Source organism: Microbulbifer thermotolerans, assembly GCF_001617625.1.
GTDB classification, from domain to species: Bacteria; Pseudomonadota; Gammaproteobacteria; order Pseudomonadales; family Cellvibrionaceae; genus Microbulbifer; species Microbulbifer thermotolerans.
This window is the reverse complement of sequence record NZ_CP014864.1, coordinates 2138030-2156541: the sequence shown is the minus strand read 5'-3', so window position 1 is coordinate 2156541 and position 18512 is coordinate 2138030. Positions and strand designations below refer to the sequence as shown.

Sequence of the window (18512 nt, the reverse complement as noted above, 5' to 3'; positions counted from 1 at the left end):
CACTAATAAAGGAAAACGCCATGCGTGCATTGTCGACCTGTCTGCCTGCCCTGGACTGGCTGGCAAACTACAACGCTCGCACATTCAGCCGCGATTTGATGGCCGCGATTGTCGTGACCATTATGTTGATTCCCCAGTCGCTGGCTTATGCGCTGCTGGCGGGGGTACCGGCACAGGTCGGGCTCTACGCGAGCATAGTGCCGCTGCTGGCCTACGCGGTGTTTGGTACCAGCCGGACTTTATCGGTGGGACCGGTTGCGGTGGCATCATTGATGAGCGCTTCGGCGCTCAGTGAAGTGGCGCTGCAGGGCACTACTGAGTATTTGCTTGCCGCCGCGCTATTGGCGTCTTTATCAGGTCTGTTTCTTGTTCTTCTCGGGTTGCTGAGACTAGGGTTTCTTGCCAACTTCCTCTCCCATCCAGTGATTTCCGGGTTTATCACTGCCTCTGGCATTTTGATTGCGCTAAGTCAATTGGGAACCATCCTCGGTGTTGGGGGGCGCGGTGACAATCTCCCCCAGTTGCTACTTTCGATAGCGGAAAAACTGGACAGCATCAATCCTTATACACTGGCTACCGGTGGTGCGGTCATACTGTTCCTACTTTGGTCGCGGGCTGGGGCGGTCCGGTTTCTCAAAGGGTTATCGTTGCGTGCACATACCGCCGACCTACTGGCTAAAGCCGCACCGGTGGTGGGGGTGTTGGCCAGTATAGCCGTTGCTGCGCTGTTTGATTTTGAAGGCAAGCAGGTGGCCCTGGTAGGAGAGATTCCTCCCGGTCTGCCAGGGTTACAGATTCCCGTATTTTCCCGAGAACTGTTTGAGGCACTGATAACACCGGCGATAATGATCTCCATTATTGGTTATGTGGAATCTGTGTCGGTTGGGAAAACACTCGCCGCCAAGCGCCGGCAGAAGATCGATGTAAATCGGGAACTGATCGCTCTCGGGGCGGCAAACGTCGGCTCCGGTATTTCCGGAGCTTTCCCTGTCACCGGAGGCTTTTCCCGCTCCGTGGTTAACTTTGATGCGGGGGCGGAGACTCAAATGGCAAGTGTCTTTACCGCTTTTGGCATTGCCTTGGCATCAGTATTTCTGACGCCTTTTCTCTACTATCTTCCCAAGGCCACCCTTGCGGCCACTATTATCGTTGCGGTAGTGTCGCTGGTGGATTTTACGATCCTGAAAAAGACCTGGCACTTTTCTCGCAGCGATTTTTCTGCGGTATTGGTTACCATAGCAATAACGTTGCTGTTTGGTGTTGAAGTCGGTGTATCCTGTGGTGTGGCAGCTTCCATACTCCTCTTCCTTTACCGCACTTCCCGCCCCCATATTGCCGAGGTTGGGCTGGTGGAAGGCACTGAGCACTTTCGCAATATCAAACGGCACAAGGTACTGACTGTGCCGGAGATACTGACCATCCGCGTTGACGAAAGTCTGATGTTTTCCAACGCAAGTTACCTGGAAGACCGTATCTACGCAGACTTGGCGGCCAATACGCAAGTGAAGCATGTGATATTGATGTGCAGTGCTATCAACGAGATAGACTGGAGTGCACTGGAAGTGTTGGAAGCGGTTAATGAACGGCTGGCAGAGCAGGGAATGCAACTGCATTTGTCCGAGGTAAAAGGCCCCGTGATGGACAGTCTACAGAAAAGCGGATTCCTGAAACATCTGTCCGGAAAAGTTTTTCTGACACAGTTTCAGGCATTTTCTCAGGTCCGGGCCAATTTGGTTTAGCCCATGAGCTCGAAAGGCAAGCCTTGATGAGTGTGCAATGAATTTGTAGCGGGGTGAACTTCTTCTTTGAATTCAAAATCGCTTAACGTCAGGAAGCGAATTATCCAGAGATTACTTATTGCTCGTTAAATACTGCATTAGCTCCTTATTATTCTAAGGAACCTCTGATTAATTCGCGTGAACACAATAAGTAGGTTCCGGGACGCTCAGGCAATAGGACGGATATTTCGAAAACGCGCGAGTACTTCCCTGTAGCTCCGACGGATACATCCCTGTATCCGACGGTTTCGAAATATCCGTCCTATCACCTGAGCTTCACATCCGCCCCCGAAGAACCTCTGCCACCAGGAAATGAATTAATCAGAGGCTCCTTAGGTAAATCTATGAGCCAACTGACTTTTGCCGAAGCAGAATACACAACCAAAAAGCAGAAGACACGACGGGAACTCTTTCTCGAATATCTGGATAAGCTATTGCCTTGGAAACAGTTGGAGACACCTATAGCCAAGCACTATGCCCGTGGGGGAATAGGTCGCCCTCCCTATCCACTGTCTATGATGTTGCGTATTCACATTATGCAGCTGGTTTATAACCTGAGCGATCCGGCAATGGAGGATGCCCTGTACGAAATCGAGTCCATGCGCCGATTCTCCGGTGTCCGCTTGGACAAAATCCCGGATGAAACAACAATCCTAAATTTTCGGCACTTGTTGGAGAAACACAATCTGGGCAAGAAGCTGTTCCAAAAAATCAACAAACATCTTGATCAGCACGGCTTGATACTACGCGAAGGCAGTATTGTAGATGCCACTATCATTTCTGCTCCCAGCTCAACCAAGAATAAGAAAGGTGCTCGAGATCCAGAAATGCATCAGACTAGGAAAGGCAAGGAGTGGCATTTCGGCATGAAAATGCACATTGACGTAGATGAGTCTCTGGGGCTGATACACAGTGTAGAAACAACACCAGCGAACGAACACGACCTGAATGTGGCACACAAGTTATTGCACGGCGATGAACAACGAGTTTGGGCCGACGCAGGCTACGGTGGCGCAAAGAAGCGTAAAGAGCTTAAAAAACGGAACCTGGAATGGTTTATTGGTATGCGCCCAGGCTCACGTAAAAAGCTTGGTTGTTCACATACAAAAAAGCAGAGAAGATAAAGGCCAGTGTTCGGGACAAAGTAGAGCATGCTTTCTTTTATATCAAACGCATGTTTGGTTACAGCAAGATTCGCTATCTCGGTTTGGCGAAAAACACCAATCGCCTTTATGTGTTATCGGGGTTGGCGAACTTACTTCGCTGTCAAAAATATCTGCTGGCCTAGGGCCAGTGTGCCTGAAATCCGCTTGAAAGCGGATTTCAGGCAATAAAATGATCAGTTTTGGGAAGGAATCTAAAAAATTTAGCTTCAACGTAAAAAATTTCATGAACACTATGAAATGGAGGGGTTATTCAGACCTTCCTTAGGTGCGTTGACCATGGGCCTCATGATTCATTTTGAGAGAGTGGTATTAAGAGAACCCGGGTGCGTACGGAAGGGTCGTTACACCGGATATTGTCGTACATTTGTGGGGGGCGATTGGAACAGCACCTTAAAAATGAGAAGTGCGACTACTTTTTTGACGTTTAAATTGTCTCTGAGCAGATGGCTCGGGTCAGTAGTCAGACATTAGGACAATACATACAAACGTGTAGTAAATCGTTTAGAGAGACATGCAGGTCAGTACAGGGAGGGTATCTTGGGCATCGACAGGGGGAGCTTTACCTCGCATTTTTCGGCCGATTTTGGACTGTATAAAAAAAAGCGACCGAAATATGCTCGGCCGCTATTTTTCCCCTTTTCAGACTATTAGCCGTAAGCCGCTGCCGGTACTTCATTTGTTTCCGTTTCCGCGGAAGTACGGATCAGATAATCAAAGGCGCCCAGGGCGGCGGTAGCGCCAGCGCCCATGGAGATAATAATCTGTTTGTAGGGCACTGTGGTTGCGTCGCCTGCGGCGTAGACACCGGGCAGGCTGGTGGCACCGCGTTCGTTGATCACGATTTCCCCCAGACGGTTGCGTTCCACCTCCGAATCCTGCAGCCATTCCGTGTTGGGGACCAGGCCGATTTGCACGAAGACACCAGCCAGTTCCAGCTGCTTGCTTTCACCACTGACCCGATCGGTGTAGCGGAGGCCGTTCACCTTGCTGCCGTCACCGAGTATTTCGGTGGTTTGTGCATTGGTGATGATGTCGATGTTATCCATGGATTCGGCCTTGCGTACCAGTACTTCGTCGGCGCGTAAGGTGTCGGCGAATTCCAGCACGGTAACATGTTTGACAATACCGGCGAGATCAATTGCCGCTTCTATGCCGGAGTTGCCGCCGCCGATCACCGCCACGTGTTTACCTTTGAAGAAGGGGCCATCGCAGTGAGGGCAGTAAGCGACGCCACGGGTTTTGTATTCCTCTTCACCGGGAACGCCCAGTTGTCTCCAGCGGGCGCCAGTGGCGAGCACTATCGCACGGCTTTGCAGGGTGGCACCGCTCTGTAGTTCAAGGTCAAGTAGTTGATTGCGGCTCAAATTCGCTGCACGTTGACCGGTAATAATATCCACGCCGTATTCTTTGACATGCTGCTCCAGACTGGCGGCGAGTTTGGGGCCTTCGGTGTAGGGAACAGAGATAAAGTTTTCAATACCTACGGTATCCATGACCTGTCCGCCGAAGCGTTCCGCGACCAGTCCGGTGCGGATGCCTTTGCGTGCCGCGTAGATAGCCGCTGCGGCTCCCGCCGGGCCACCACCTACAACTAATAAGTCGTAAGGCGCTTTTTCATTCAGTGTTTCGGTTTCGCGTTTGGCCGCATTGGTATCGAGCTTAGCGACAATTTCCTGCAGAGTCATACGACCCTGGGCGAAGTGTTCGCCATTCAGGTAAACGGAGGGTACGGCCATAATATTGTGCTGTTCAACTTCCTCCTGGAAGAGTGCACCGTCGATCATTTCATGGGTGATATTCGGGTTCAGTGTCGCCATCAGGTTGAGGGCCTGCACCACGTCCGGGCAGTTTTGGCACGACAATGAAATATAGGTTTCGAAGTGGTATTCGCCCTCCAAATTGCGGATTTGCTCCAGCAATTCCGGGTCGGCCTTGGCTGGGTGGCCGCCCGTTTGCAGCAGGGCGAGCACCAGAGAGGTGAATTCGTGTCCCAGGGGAATACCAGCGAAGCTTACACGGGCTTCTTCGCCTTTACGGGCGATAGCCATGCTTGGTGTGCGTTTGCCGTTGCCTTGCCGGGTTTCTATTTTGTCAGAGAGACTGGCGATTTCATCGGCCAGGGTCTCGAGCTCTTTGGATTTAGGTGTGTTGTCACCGGACACACGCAGTTCGATTGGCTCGATGATATTGCGCAGGTAGGTGTCCAGTTGCTGTTTCAGATTGGCGTCCAACATCGGTGTGTCCTGTTCATTGTGGGTTCGGTCAAAAAAGGCCCACCCGGAGGTGGGCAAATGGGATGGCAGTCCCGGTTGAGGGGGGGGTTAAATCTTGCCGACCAGGTCCAGAGACGGCGCCAGAGTTTCGTCGCCTTCTTTCCATTTGGCCGGGCATACTTCTCCCGGGTGGGCGGCGATGTACTGAGCGGCTTTGATTTTGCGCAGCAGCTCCTGGGCGTCGCGGCCGATTCCACCGGCGGTGATCTCTACGATCTGAATCTTGCCTTCCGGATCGATAACGAAGGTGCCGCGGTCGGCGATGCCTTCTTCTTCAATCATCACACCGAAGTTGCGGGTGATGGTGCCGGTGGGGTCGCCGATCATCGGGAACTGGATTTTGCCGATGGTGTCGGAAGTGTCGTGCCACGCCTTGTGGGTAAAGTGGGTGTCGGTGGATACTGAGTAGATCTCGACGCCCAGCTTCTTGAATTCTTCATAGTTGTCCGCCAGATCGCCCAGCTCGGTGGGGCAGACGAAGGTGAAATCGGCGGGATAGAAGAAGAACACTACCCACTTTCCTTTTACGTCGGCATCGCTGACGTCGATGAAGTCGCCACCTTGGTAGGCTTTGGCAGTAAAGGGCTTCAGTTCAGATTCAATGTAGCGGGACATAGATAGCTCCTTGTTCGCTCGTTTGCGTTAAATTGCTTGGACGCGATTAATACTATGGGTTAAGGGCAGTTGATAAAAATAATCTATTTAAATGGCTCTGATAGCTTCAGTTGATTAAGTGAGATCCCTCCATAGTTGATTCCTTCTTGATATCAGGATTGCAGTGTCTGCTCTCATTGCAGATACTCCGGTAGTGACCAATGGTCCGGATCTGGTCCGGTGCCAGCAGTAACCCCGGGGAGCCTATGAGATTGATTCGTTTGTTGAAAAACGACTTGGCGCGTGAGGCCAAAGCGTGGGTCGAAGAAGGCTTGATCAGTGAGGCTCAGGCGGCACGGATCTGCGATCGCTATGGCGTAGACCTCCATCAAGATGGGAGCCGTTCCCTGGGTTACAGAGTGTTGGTGGGATTGGGATATCTCTTTATCGGCCTGGCAATGATCACTTTACTCGGTGCCAATTGGGATGAGATCCCGAGGGCGCTGCGCATGTGGGGCTTGATCCTGCTGACGGTATCTACTCAGGTAATCGCGTTGCGCCACTGTCTCAGCGGAAAGCATAACGCCGGAGTCGGATTGTTTCTGCTTGGTAACTTCTTCTATGGCGCGTCGATTATTCTAATTGCACAGATCTATCATCTTGGCGAGCATATGCCGGATGGGGTCTTTTGGTGGGCACTGGGGTGTCTGCCGTTCGCTGTGATGACAAAGAGTCCCTGGCTGGCGCTGCAGGCCAACACGCTTGCGTTGATCTGGTTCTTTATAGAGATCAGTCTCGGTTATTACCCGGGCCTGTTCCCGCTATTCGTGCTCAGTTCAGTGTATGTATTGTGGAAAGGGCCTCGGAGCGTATTGCTGCTGTTGGCGGTGCTCGTCAGTAGTGGTCTTTGGCTGGAGTATTCGCTGGCCGTGCTGTGGCGGGAAGATGATCAGTTTTTCTTATTCGATTTCCACGCCGAGCACCTGGTAGTGGCAGTGGCCTTGTTTATCTTGCTGTTCGCCACGGCTCAGCGGCTTGCCAGCCTGCCATCCTCGGCAGCCCGCGACTACGCCGCAATCATTTCTGTTTGGAGCTTACGCTTTGCACTGTTGCTGTTGTTGGTATTGAGCTTTTCCGGCCCGTGGAAAGACTTGCTGGATGCGGACTGGAAGCATCTGCCGTCTATGTGGGGGGTAACCGCATTACTGGGCGGCGGGGCTTTGTGGCTGGCGGAGAAAGCAGGGCGTACATCTTCGGTTGCCGCACTGTTGGTGGCTCTTCTACTTGCCGTTTCTGCAGTGCTGTTGTCCCGAGACCAGACTCACGCGGTGTACTATCAGGTTGCAGCAAATTTCTGCCTGATCGCGACAGGTATCTGGCTGGTTGTACGCGGTATCCACAGCGGTATCTCCCATTATTTCTTCCTCGGTGTGTTGTCTATTTTGGTCACCGCGCTGCTGCGTTATTTTGACTTGATCGGTGATTATGTGGGTGGGGCGGTGATGTTTATTGTGTTTGCCGCACTGCTTCTTGGCGCCGCCAAGTATTGGAAATATCAGCAATCGAGGGAGAGGTTGCTATGAAGCGGAAAATCCTGCTCGGTCTCGCCGCCGCCATTGGCTTTCAGTTTCTGACTTTGATTGGCATGTATCTGAGTGCGCAAATGCCACTGTGGACTGGAGAGGCAATCCGTCTGGAGGCGATGCCGGTGGACCCGCGTTCACTGTTTCGCGGTAACTATGCGCGCCTGGAGTACGAAATTTCTCACTTGGATATCGCACTCTTTCCAGCGGGGAAAAGGCTGCGCGAAGGGGAGGTGATTTATGTTGCACTTACGGCTGACCGGCGTGGTATCTACCGGTTTGCCGGTGTCAGTCTGAAAAAACCACAGCAGGGCAGATTTCTGCGTGGCAGGATTGCGGGTAGCGGGTTCCGGGGTGCAATCAGTAGCTACAGAGTCCGCTATGGCATCGAGGCCTATTTCGCGCCTAAGGAAAAGGCTCTGGGGCTGGAAACGGATTTGCGCAAAGGGGGGATTGCTGAAGTGATGGTGTCAAAGAGCGGTCGGGCGCGGCTTAAGCATGTTTCGGCCAATCCCGCGAAATAGACAGTTACTGGTGGGGCGATGAGCGGCACCGGAATTTACCCCCGCGATATTTTCAGATTGATTCTGCTGCTGGAACTGGTGGCTCTAGTGGTGGGGTTGGTGGGTGTTTTCGTCTCTGGCGTTCAAGTGTATTGGTGGAGAGAATCGGTTTACGGGGACACTCTAACGGGCCTTATTTTCGCCACAGTCAGCTTTCTGCTTGTGCTCTGGCTGATTCGCTCCAATTCGCATATTGGGGGCGTATTACGCAGGCATTGCGCTGACCTGCGCCACTTTATGGCCGCTTGTTCCGCCGTGCAGATTGTTGTGATTTCTCTTGCCGCCGGTATTTGCGAGGAGGTCTTGTTCCGCGGCTTTTTGCAGTCTTGGTTATCCCACCTCAGCTCACCTGCGGCTGGTTTACTGGTGGCGTCGCTGGTATTTGCCTTACTCCACTACGCCTCCTTTATCTATTTTGCCGCTACGTTTCTAGTGGGCATCGCCTTTGGGGTCTGCTACCGGATGACGGAGAGCCTGCTCTGTGTCGCGGTGTGGCATGCCGCCTACGACCTGTTTGTTCTCACGGTTATGCTCCGCTTTCCGCATCTGCTGCGGTTAGCAGAGGCGCGCTGAAGCGCATGTTCAACTTCAACTCGCACAGGTATCGAACATGCCCTTTCAATAACATTCCCTATAACGCTTCCAAAACACCCCACATTTACGGTTTTTAATTCCCATTTGTAATAAAAATATGATTTTAATAACCAAAGTATTCTAAAATTTTTCTCCTTTCTATTGCAATCGATTGCAATGCCGAATTATAGTGCAGGGGTGGTGTACGACCTTAAGAAAGCCCATTCTTGGTGCATGCAATCGTTTGCATGCGGTCGCAGTATAAAACGACCTGTTGTCGGAAAAATGACACCGCGAACAATAACTTGCATAAAAGCGAGGACGAGAGGGAAGAGTAGATGAATAAGAATCCTTTGGCCCAGGCGGTATCCCTGGCTGTAATTTCCCTGGGGTTCAGCGGGGGCCTGGTGGCTCAGCAGCTAAGCCAGGAACCCACTTCGGACACTATGGTGATTGAAGAGGTGGTGACCACTGGAACGCCCGGTGGCGCCAGCATTCGCAAGCTGGATGCCAGCTTCTCCATTACCACCTTGAATGACGATGAAATCGCAAAAGTCTCCCCGACCAGCACCGCGGATTTGATGAAGTCGATTCCCGGGCTTTGGGTAGAGAGCTCTGGCGGTGTTTCGGGCGCCAACATCGACGTGCGTGGCTTTCCCGGCGGCAGCGACGCACCTTTTGTAACCGTATCTTTGAATGGGTTGCCGGTTTATCCCGCCCCGACATTGTCCTTCCTGGAAAACTCCTCGCTTTTTCGCATCGATGAGACCATTCAGCGGGTAGAGGGTTTGCGCGGTGGCCCCAACCCAGTCTACTCCAATGGTCAGCCGGGGTTGACCACGAACTTTATCCTGAAAGAGGGCACCGAGCAGACAGAAGGACGGCTGAAGTATTCCACCTCCGACTACGATCTGCAGCGGGCGGATGCACTGCTGACCGGCAAGCTGAGCGATGATGTCTACTACATGATTGGCGGCTATGTTAGCTCCTCTCCGGGGGTTCGCGACGCCGACTTCAGTGCAGAAGAAGGGCATCAGCTTACAGTACACCTGACTGCCGAGCTGGATAACGGTAAGGCCGGTTTCTATCTGCGGGATACTGACGATCACGGAACCTGGTATCTGCCTGGGGCCTCCACGCTCCCGGCGGATTACACCCAAGTAGGCCCCAGTAACCGCCGAGTACTGGTGCCCGTCAGCCAGGCGGATGGCAATGGCGGCTCCAGCACAGCGTGGCAGAGTTTCGATATGGGCGAAGGCCGTGGCTGGGATGGTAGTATCGGCGGCGCATACTTAGAGCTGGATCTTGGAGACGGCTGGACGCTCAATGAGCGTTTCTCTCTGACTTCTGGCAATGCGGATACTCTCGGTTTTGTACCCGATGGCAGCCCCGTGCGCCTGGATAGCCTGACGGATCTGAATGGCGACGCCATCACTTCTGCAACCACTGTCTCCGGCGCTACCGTCAGTGGAGATACCTTGGTGCAGCAGTTCGGTGCCTGGGTTGTACGCAAGGACATCGAGGCCGTGACCAACGACCTCAGCATTGCCAAACAATGGGATACGTTCAAAATCACTGCGGGCTATTACACTTCCAGTTGGGAGGTCAATGAGTGGTGGTCCATCGGCAACCAGAAATACTATGTCCTGGGGCATGACGGTGAACAGATTGCCAGTGTTGGCGGTGTTGGGGAGATCGCCTGTAATGCGGCCGGGGTGGCAACCTGCGGCTGGAGTTACGATGTAGATGCGAGCGGTGACGCCCGTGAAAACGCGCTTTACCTCGCCGGTGAGTTTTACCTTGGAGACTTCACATTCGACCTAGGGGTGCGTTCCGCAAACCGCGAAACCAATTATTCGGTGGATGATGGCGCGCTCGACGGGGTCTTCACCACCTACAAAGCAGACGAAGATGGTACAGCTTATACCGCTGCGGTGGACTGGGCGTTCGCCGACAATATGGGCAGCTTCTTCCGAATCAATTCCGGATTCAAATTTGCCGACTTCGATAACTACCGCGAGTTTGGCGATAGCTTCCGCGCTGGTTCCGATTTGGTGATTGATGTGGACCAGGCCGAGCTGGGTTACAAGTTGCAGGACGACAACTACTCTCTGTTCGCGACCTTGTTCTACAACGAGACCCAGGGGATGCCCGACTGTGTTGTCGGCAGTGATGTTTGCACCCGGCTGGAAACCGAAGCCACGGGCCTGGAGCTGGACGGCAAACTGTATTGGGGCGATTTCACTCTGGGGCTGAATGCCACCTTCCAGGACGCGGAAATCACCAGTGGCGAGTTTCAGGGCAACCAAGTACAGCGCCAGCCCGAACACCAGGTACGCCTGACTCAGAACTATGACTGGACCTTGAGCAACGGGGTGGAGGTATCCCTTTACGGGGCGGTCAGCCGGGTTGGCGAACGCTATAGTGATAGCAGTAATCTCACAACCCTGCCTGCCTACACCAAAGTGGATTTGGGCACGGTCTTTTACATCAATGACCTCAATGTTCAGTTGGCGGTGAACAACCTTACTGACGAAGAAGGTGCGACCGAAGGTGATCCCCGCGACCCGCTCGCAGCCAACGTGCGCTACATTTTGCCGCGCAATATCAAGTTGAGCGTCGCTTACGACTTCTAAACGTTTTATTGGCAGCACTAGTGCTCTCATCATCGCTTGCCGCATGGAACCCCACCATGCGGCTTTTTTTGTTTTGAGCACATGGGATGCGCTTGCGCAAATGAAACAGCGGTTCCTTGGTGCGGATTATCGATAAGTTGAAACTTCAGGCGCCGGGGCGGGGTATGTGGCAGATTTTCATCCCCAGAGGGGGAAGCCGGAGGCGGGCATTGCCTCCGGACTGGCTGCTTTAGGGAATCTCTGATTAATTCGCTTGAGCGCTATCGTTGGTTGCGGGCGCTCCGGCGACGGGATGACTATTTCGAAAACACACGATGATTTCCCTGTAGTTTCGACGGATAGCTCCCTGTATCCGGCGGCTTCAAAATAGCCACCCCATCAACCGATCTTCTCATTGTGAGTAGACGTCTCGTTATCGTCAGGAGCGAATTAACCGGAGGCTCCTTAGGCGATAGAAGCGGAGATTGGGCTCGGTGTGTTGTGCGCTGAAAAAAAAGCGTTCAGGCTCGAATTCAACCAGGCTGTTGAGAAGGTGGTCTGCGCTTTGTAGGGCGTTCCGGTCGCCGACTCCGACCGCAGTCATGCCCGCGGCCTGAATGGCGTCCACGCCCGCGGCCGCGTCCTCGAAGGCCAGACAGACGGCCGGCTCCGCCGCGAGCCCTGTGGCGGCGGCGAGGAAAATATCCGGTGCCGGTTTGGGGGCTGCCGCGCTTGGGTCCGCGATATAAGTAAAACAATCCGCGATTTCCAGGGCGTTGAGTACCGCCGGTGCATTTTTGCTCGCGGACGCAAGGCCGATGGGGATATGGCGGCTGCGGAGCCAGTGCAGCAGTTCCCCGGCACCGGGCAGAAGATCGGCCGGCGAGAGTGTCTCGATCAGCGCCCTGTAGCAGTCGTTTTTACGCGAGGCCAGGGCCACTTTTTCCCCGTCGGTAAAATCCGGGCTGCGGTGGCCCAGGATCACTTCCAGTGAAGCCATGCGCTCAAGGCCTTTGAGGCCTTCTTCCATGGCGTCGTTCCAGGGCAGTTGCAGCTCTTTAGCCAATTGACGCCATGCTTGCAGATGCAGTCGGGCGGTATCGGCGATCACGCCGTCCAGGTCGAATATAGCCGCGTGGAAGCTCATACCAGTGCCTCCTGCACATTTGCCTGTTGGGCGGTAAGCGACTGCCCGGGTTGGGACAAGAGCAGGGATTCCCCGGCGTGGCGTAGTGTCAGCGGCGCACCGCTGACCAGGGTATAACGGGTTGATTCCCTATCCGCATCCAGCTCCAGAATGCTTTCCCGGAATTGCAGGCGGAAGCGGTAGCCTTGCAGCCCGTCGGGAATTGTTGGATTGAAATGTAAGGTGTCGCCGTGCAGCCGCATTCCGGCGAATCCTTGCACCAGGCACAGCCAGGTGCCGCCCATGCAGGCAGTGTGTATGCCGTGCTGGGTATTATTGTGGAGGTTGTCCAGATCCATACGGGCTACTTGTTGAAAGTAGCTGAGCGCCTTTTCGTGATAGCCCACTTCATTGGCAATAATGCTGTGGATGCAGGCGGATAGGGTGGAGTCGTGGGTGGTTCTCGGTTCGTAATAATCGAAATTACGGCGCTTTTGCTCCACGGTGAATTCCGGGCTCTGTAGAAAGAGTCCCAGAATTACATCTGCCTGCTTGCATACCTGGTGGCGGTAGATCACCAGAGGGTGATAGTTCAGCAACAGCGGATAGTGATCTGCGGGTGTATTTTCAAAGTCCCATTCCGGCTTGCCCAGAAAACTGTCGTCCTGGGGGTAGATGCCTAGGGTCTCGTCCTGCGGCAGGTACATGGCATCCGCCGCGCGGCGCCAGGCCGCGGGTTCGTCGGCGTCCAACCCGATGCGCTGCGCGAGCGCGGCGGCGGCTTGTGGTGCCTGGGCTTGCAGCCATTCATAGACTTCACAGGCGTAGTACAGGTGCGCGCGCGCCATCAGGTTTGTGTAGAAATTATTGTCCACCAGTGCCGTGTATTCATCCGGGCCGGTGACTTCATTGATGCAGAACTGGTTGTTGCGGCGCGGATTGTAGTGGCCGATTTCCAGCCACAGGCGCGCGCCCTCAATCACAATTTCCGCGCCCTTGTCTCGCAGGAAATCCGTGTCGCCAGTGACGCTGCAGTATTGTCGCACTGCGTAGGCGATATCCGCATTGATGTGAAATTGCGCGGTGCCCGCTGGATAGTAGGCCGAGCACTCTTCACCGCCGATGGTGCGCCAGGGAAAAAGTGCGCCTTTCTTGACAGCCAGTTCGCGAGCCCGGGACCGGGCGGCGTCGAGAATAGAGTGGCGATATTCCAGCAATCCCCGTGCCAGCTGCGGTTGGGTGTAGAGGAAAAATGGCAGGATGTAGATTTCCGTATCCCAGAAATAGTGGCCTTCGTAACCGTCTCCAGATAGTCCCTTGGCGGCGATATTGGTGCGGCCGCCCCGTCCCAGAGACTGGAACAGGTGGAAGAGGTTGAAGCGCATACCCTGCTGCAGGGTGTCGTTTCCGCGCAGCTCCAAATCGCTGCCGGCCCAGAATTCATCCAGCGCGCGGCGTTGTAGCGCGGCGTAATCTTCGAAATGCTTGCCGCTGCACCGCTCTAAATAGTCGCTCAGCTGAGTGGTGCTGATTGCGCTTCCATCCCGGCTCGCGAAATGTGCAACGTATTTGGTTAGCTGTATCGGCTTTCCGCGTTGGGCAGCCAGGCGGTATTCCACTGACACGCGGCAGTCATCGACAAAATAGCGCCGTGTACAGTCGGAAGCGCATTCCACCCGGTGCAGTGCCCCAGTGCCTAGGGTGAAGCCGCTGCTGTGGACCTTTTGTATGAGCGCCAGGGAATCGCCTTCAGCCAGTGTTTTCTGCAACTGGATATCTGAGCTATCGATGGGGGAGGCCAAGCGTGGATCATCGCTTTTTTCTGCTTGCGCGAGTCCTGCGTCCACCGATGAGACAAGCCGCACTTCGGCGTCGAAATCCAGCGGTATAAGGCGGAAATCCAGCGCGTAAAGATGCTTTTCAGTGAGCGACACCAATCGGCGGCTGTGCAGCTCCAGTGTCTTGCCCTGGGGAGAGCGCCAGCGGAGTTTTCTGTGCAGCAGGCCGGAAGCCATATCTAGGCGTCGTTCGTAGTCGAGTAGTGTTCCCTCCGCCAGGGAAAAGCGTTCCCCATCCAGCCATATTTGCAGCGCTTTGCCATTGGGCACGCTGAGCATGCGCTGGTTGTTCTTGGCATAGCCATAGGCACTCTCACCATAGGTGATAGGCTCACTGGCATAGACACCGTTGAGGTAACAGCCGTCGGCAAAGGGTTCCGGCTCATAGCCTTCCTCGAAAGCGCCGCGCAGACCGATAAAGCCATTGCCCAGGGCAAACAGGGTGGCGTTTAGGTTGTAGTCCTGCGGCTGGAATTCGGGCTCCACCAGTTCCCAGGGATGCACCTGAAGTTTTGGTTGTTGTTGCTGCATAGCACCATCGCTTGTCGGATCTCAGAATTGGGGGCTTCCCCTTAGGCATGGGTATCGCCTTACTCTCAGTTTATCGTCTGTCCAGGCCTAAATGCAATCGATTGCAATGCGCTGGATGAGACGCTTTGAGGGGCGGGCAATCGGCATCAAATTGCCTAAATTTATAGATAACCTATTGTTTTATAAGAGTTTTATAGAAAATCAGGCAACGGAGTGGTGAATTGGAGACGGGTTTTGGGTTCACTCTTCGGTTGTTTGTCTGCAAACGATTGCAGTAGTATCGCAGGACAGTCGCCCAATCGCTGTGCCAGCCGCAGCCTTAGCCATTCGCGGTGTGGGTGAAAAATGTACAATAACGGGCCGGCGAAGTCCCGGCCGCAGCAATGATGAAGAAGCCGCTATGAAGAACCCACGCGTACTTTTGTCCCTGTTCGCTATTTATCTGGTGTTCGCGATTTTGTTGAACAGTGTCGGCACTGTAATTTTGCAGGTGATCAATACTTATGGTGTCAGTAAATCCGCTGCCAGTGTGCTGGAGGGGTTTAAGGACATTCCCATCGGCATAGTATCTTTCCTGGTGGCCTCCCAGTTACCTCGCTTTGGTTTTAAAAACGCCATGCTGGTCGGGTTGGCGATTGTCACCGCGGCCAGCCTCTGTATGCCTTTGGTTCCCGCTTTCTGGACTGCAAAGTTGCTCTTTTTTTCTGTGGGTGTTGCCTTTGCGTTGGTAAAGGTCGCGGTCTATTCCTCTATCGGCTTATTGGCACGGGACCGCAAGACACACGCATCCATGGTAAACACACTGGAGGGGGTGTTTATGGTGGGTGTACTTGGGGGTTACTGGTTGTTCAGTGCATTTATCGACTCCTCCGACCCTGAGTCCACCGCGTGGTTGAACGTATACTGGGTGCTGGCTGCCATTTGCGCGCTCACCTTTGTGTTGCTGTGGACGACAGCACTAGATGAAACCGGTACGCGTATCGAAGGTGAAAGCCCCATGCGGGAATTTTTTGCCATGCTGCGCCTGGTGGCCAGGCCGCTGGTGTGTATTTATATTATTTCAGCCTTTTTTTACGTGTTGATAGAGCAGGGCATAGGCACCTGGCTGCCTACTTTCAATAACGAAATCCTAAAACTCCCTCCCGCCATGAGTGTGCAGGCCACGAGTATTTTTGCCGCCGGTTTGGCGATCGGTCGGCTGGGGGCGGGCGCGATGATGCGGCGCGTGCATTGGTACCCCGTATTAAATGGGTGCCTGGTGGCGATGGCGGTTTTGATTCTGCTGACTCTGCCGCTGGCGGAGGGGATAGTGCCAAAGGCAGAGATCAATTGGCTGAACGCGCCGGTGGCGGCCTTTATTCTGCCGTTGATTGGCCTCTTTATGGCCCCCATCTACCCGGCGATTAACTCCGTGATGCTGAGTTCGCTGCCAAAGCACCAGCACTCGGCGATGACCGGTTTATTGGTGATTTTTTCCGCACTGGGCGGTACTACTGGCTCATTGATTACCGGCACAGTCTTCGAGGCATTTGACGGTCGTTTCGCCTTCTATCTGTCACTGGTACCAATTGGCGTCATCCTGTTGAGCCTGTTCTTTTTCCGCCGTGCGGTGGAACGCGTGGGCCGGCCAGATTACCCCGAAGCTGCGCTCTCCTCTTCCCAGTGAACGCGGTTTTACAAACCCCTGAAGCGCGCCTAAGATGGCGCCTTCTTTGTTTTTCTAGGTAATGGCGCCATGCGCAAGGATAGCTCTGCTCCTGTATCCATGTCTGATATTGCGCGTTTGGCCGGGGTGTCTGAATCCACCGTGTCTCGCGCGCTGAATAACAGTCCGCTGATCAACGAAAAGACCCGTGAGCGCATTCAAAGCATTGCTCGCTCGGTGAATTACAAGGTCAATGAAAGCGCGCGCAATTTGCGCCTGCAGCGCAGCCATACCGTTTCAGTGGTTATCAATACCGGCAAAACTGGTGGCCAGTCTTTTTCCGATCCTTTTATGATCGATATGATCGGGGCTATCGCCGATGAGCTGGCAAGGTATAAATACGATCTGCTGTTTGCCAGCAGTGTCGTCACCAGTGCCGACTGGCACTCTTACCTGTTGGGTGCCCGTCGTGCGGATGGTGTTATCGTGATCGGCCAGGGGGTCGATGACACCCCGCTGCGTGAATTGCAGCGGCTCGGCGATCCGCTGGTAGTGTGGGGAGGGATGCACAGGGCTGGGGCGGATTACTGCATCGTCAGCAGCGACAATAAAATGGGTGGCCGTCAGGCCACTGAGCACCTGATCGGCCTGGGGCGCAGGAAAATCGTCTTTCTCGGCGACATCGCCCACCCCGAGATCGAAGCGCGTTACCAGGGCTATCTGGCCGCTCTGGATGGTTCTGGTCTGCAAGCAAGCGCCTGGCAGGTAGGCTCCGCTTTTTCCATTGAAGCCGGCTACCAGAGCGTGACGGATTTGATCAAAAGCGGGCCTGCCGGTTTCGATGCTATCTTTGCCGCCAGTGACAATATCGCCATGGGGGCGATCAAGGCGTTGCAAGACTGTGGTTATCAAGTACCCCGAGATGTTGCCGTCGTTGGCTTTGACGATATTCCCATAGCCCCTTTCTACACTCCGCCGCTGACCACTGTGCGACAAAATATCCACCGGGGTGGTGAACTGCTGGTAGACCGGATAATGCGCCTGGTATCCGGGAAACAGGCGGATTCGGAGGTCCTGCCCACTGAGCTGGTGGTCCGAGCTTCCTGCGGTGCTGGTCCGGGCTACCAGCCCCCTACGGATGCGCTGTAGGGGGCCAGGTCTGGCTGATTCTCCGGCGGTTAAAGCAGCGCTCCGGCGATCAGTGCGAAAACCAGTGCGGTAAAGGTAAACGCCAGAACAGCAAGCACGCCGTCGTGGGCCACCAGCGCCAGTCCAAAGGCGGCCAGTGCCATACCGGCAAAAGTCGCGGAGAAGGGCACTATTTCCATTACCGGCAGCCCCAATGCAATCACGGTGCAGATCACCGCTATGACATAGGTGCCCGAGCGGTGTACCAGGAACATCAGTCGCGGCCGCAACCAGAGGTCGGTCCAATAGGCTGGTTTATGCAGCCAGTCCAGTGTTTTTAACAGTTTTTCTTTCGACATTGACCGGTTCAGTAACCAGTGCGGCAGCCAAAAGCGTCGCCGCCCCAATAGCAACTGCACGGTAACGAGCAGTACCAGAATAGCCATCAGTGTGGGAACGCCGGGAATTCCGGAAAGCGGTGAGAAGAGAATAATCCCAGCCAGCAATAACAGCGGCGCAAATGCGCGTCTGCCAACGGCCCGGACCACCAAGTCCAAAGAGACGCGTTTGCGGCGCTTGGCGGTTTTTTCAATGTGTTCCAGCAGCTGGGTCAGACTGGTGAATTCTCGAGACATCTGGGCCTGCCGGTAGGCGATTGTGAGCGAGCAGTGCAAACCGAAGCGGCGATTCCAGTATATCTAGCTGAACTTTCTACCAAACCGCCATAGGGTCCCAGCGCGCTTTGAATAACAATAGTTTATCAGGGTTAACAAAAAAATTTATTTAAACTATAGCATGCCTTCCGCTATTCTGGCCGGGCGTTTGAGAAACGAGTAGAAGAGGAGGCTCACATGAAAACCCTGATCAACATCGTCAGCCAATCCATTGGTGCCGGCAATCGCAACCGGGCCGAGGCGGTCAAGTGCAACTACGCGGACAATTACTACGGAGACCAAGTCTGCACACTGAGCCGCTAAGACAAGCTTGTAACCGCTCTAGCGAGATTTGGACACAGCTGGCCTTGGTCCGCGGGGGACACACCTCGTGGCCGTTCCACCTGGGGGCATATGTTAGCCACGTTGCGCAGCGCATAGGGCAG

13 protein-coding genes and 1 pseudogene are annotated in these 18512 nt (G+C 54.3%); 9 read left to right on the top strand and 5 right to left on the bottom strand.

From position 1 onward, the window contains the following. Positions 1 to 20: 20 nt before the first annotated feature. Together A3224_RS09070 and A3224_RS09065 are read left to right on the top strand one after the other, a co-directional pair. A complete protein-coding gene (locus A3224_RS09070) occupies positions 21 to 1739 on the top strand; it encodes a SulP family inorganic anion transporter (RefSeq protein ID WP_067153595.1) in 1719 nt (572 codons plus the stop codon). 383 nt (positions 1740 to 2122) lie between these two features. After that, positions 2123 to 3066, top strand: a pseudogene (locus tag A3224_RS09065) (IS5 family transposase). 525 nt (positions 3067 to 3591) lie between these two features. Here A3224_RS09065 and ahpF read toward each other — a convergent pair. Both ahpF and ahpC read right to left on the bottom strand, forming a co-directional pair. Further along, positions 3592 to 5178 (bottom strand): alkyl hydroperoxide reductase subunit F, encoded by a 1587-nt coding sequence (gene ahpF, locus A3224_RS09060; protein WP_067153593.1) that lies wholly within the window; start codon positions 5176 to 5178, stop codon positions 3592 to 3594. Between the two features lie 87 nt (positions 5179 to 5265). Then, on the bottom strand, positions 5266 to 5832 hold the full coding sequence (ahpC, locus tag A3224_RS09055) for an alkyl hydroperoxide reductase subunit C (protein WP_067153592.1): 567 nt from the start codon (positions 5830 to 5832) through the stop codon (positions 5266 to 5268). A gap of 275 nt (positions 5833 to 6107) precedes the next feature. Here ahpC and A3224_RS09050 point away from each other — a divergent pair, with 275 nt between their 5' ends. The 4 genes from A3224_RS09050 (at position 6108) to A3224_RS09035 (ending at position 11166) form a co-directional block, all read left to right on the top strand. Further along, positions 6108 to 7394 carry a DUF2157 domain-containing protein gene (locus tag A3224_RS09050; protein ID WP_231902332.1) on the top strand — a complete coding sequence of 429 codons (1287 nt, stop codon included), beginning with the start codon at positions 6108 to 6110 and terminating at the stop codon, positions 7392 to 7394. After that, a complete protein-coding gene (locus tag A3224_RS09045) occupies positions 7391 to 7918 on the top strand; it encodes a GDYXXLXY domain-containing protein (protein WP_067153590.1) in 528 nt (175 codons plus the stop codon). Before A3224_RS09050 ends, A3224_RS09045 begins: the two co-directional genes overlap by 4 nt. Before the next feature lie 18 nt (positions 7919 to 7936). Next, positions 7937 to 8530, top strand: coding sequence for a CPBP family intramembrane glutamic endopeptidase (locus tag A3224_RS09040; protein ID WP_067153589.1), 594 nt, complete (start codon positions 7937 to 7939; stop codon positions 8528 to 8530). Positions 8531 to 8868: 338 nt separating this feature from the next. Continuing rightward, positions 8869 to 11166, top strand: coding sequence for a TonB-dependent receptor (locus A3224_RS09035; RefSeq protein ID WP_067153588.1), 2298 nt, complete (start codon positions 8869 to 8871; stop codon positions 11164 to 11166). Between the two features lie 418 nt (positions 11167 to 11584). Here the strand turns inward: A3224_RS09035 and pgmB are convergent, their stop codons facing one another. Together pgmB and A3224_RS09025 are read right to left on the bottom strand one after the other, a co-directional pair. Beyond that, on the bottom strand, positions 11585 to 12292 hold the full coding sequence (pgmB, locus tag A3224_RS09030) for a beta-phosphoglucomutase (RefSeq protein ID WP_082817462.1): 708 nt from the start codon (positions 12290 to 12292) through the stop codon (positions 11585 to 11587). Then, positions 12289 to 14640 carry a glycoside hydrolase family 65 protein gene (locus A3224_RS09025; RefSeq protein ID WP_067153587.1) on the bottom strand — a complete coding sequence of 784 codons (2352 nt, stop codon included), beginning with the start codon at positions 14638 to 14640 and terminating at the stop codon, positions 12289 to 12291. Before A3224_RS09025 ends, pgmB begins: the two co-directional genes overlap by 4 nt. Positions 14641 to 15040: 400 nt before the next feature. On the opposite strand from A3224_RS09025, the gene A3224_RS09020 reads away from it, so the two are divergent. Both A3224_RS09020 and A3224_RS09015 read left to right on the top strand, forming a co-directional pair. Beyond that, positions 15041 to 16306, top strand: coding sequence for an MFS transporter (locus A3224_RS09020; RefSeq protein WP_067153586.1), 1266 nt, complete (start codon positions 15041 to 15043; stop codon positions 16304 to 16306). A gap of 69 nt (positions 16307 to 16375) precedes the next feature. Further along, entirely contained in the window at positions 16376 to 17434 is a 1059-nt protein-coding gene (locus tag A3224_RS09015) for a LacI family DNA-binding transcriptional regulator (RefSeq protein WP_067153585.1), read from the top strand. Between the two features lie 29 nt (positions 17435 to 17463). Here A3224_RS09015 and A3224_RS09010 read toward each other — a convergent pair whose 3' ends face one another. Beyond that, positions 17464 to 18048, bottom strand: coding sequence for an exopolysaccharide biosynthesis protein (locus tag A3224_RS09010; RefSeq protein ID WP_067153582.1), 585 nt, complete (start codon positions 18046 to 18048; stop codon positions 17464 to 17466). 216 nt (positions 18049 to 18264) lie between these two features. Between A3224_RS09010 and A3224_RS17405 the strand changes: the two genes are divergently transcribed. Beyond that, the gene (locus A3224_RS17405; protein ID WP_265964811.1) at positions 18265 to 18390 is read left to right on the top strand and encodes a hypothetical protein; all 126 of its coding nucleotides are present in this window, start codon (positions 18265 to 18267) and stop codon (positions 18388 to 18390) included. Positions 18391 to 18512 lie beyond the last annotated feature (122 nt).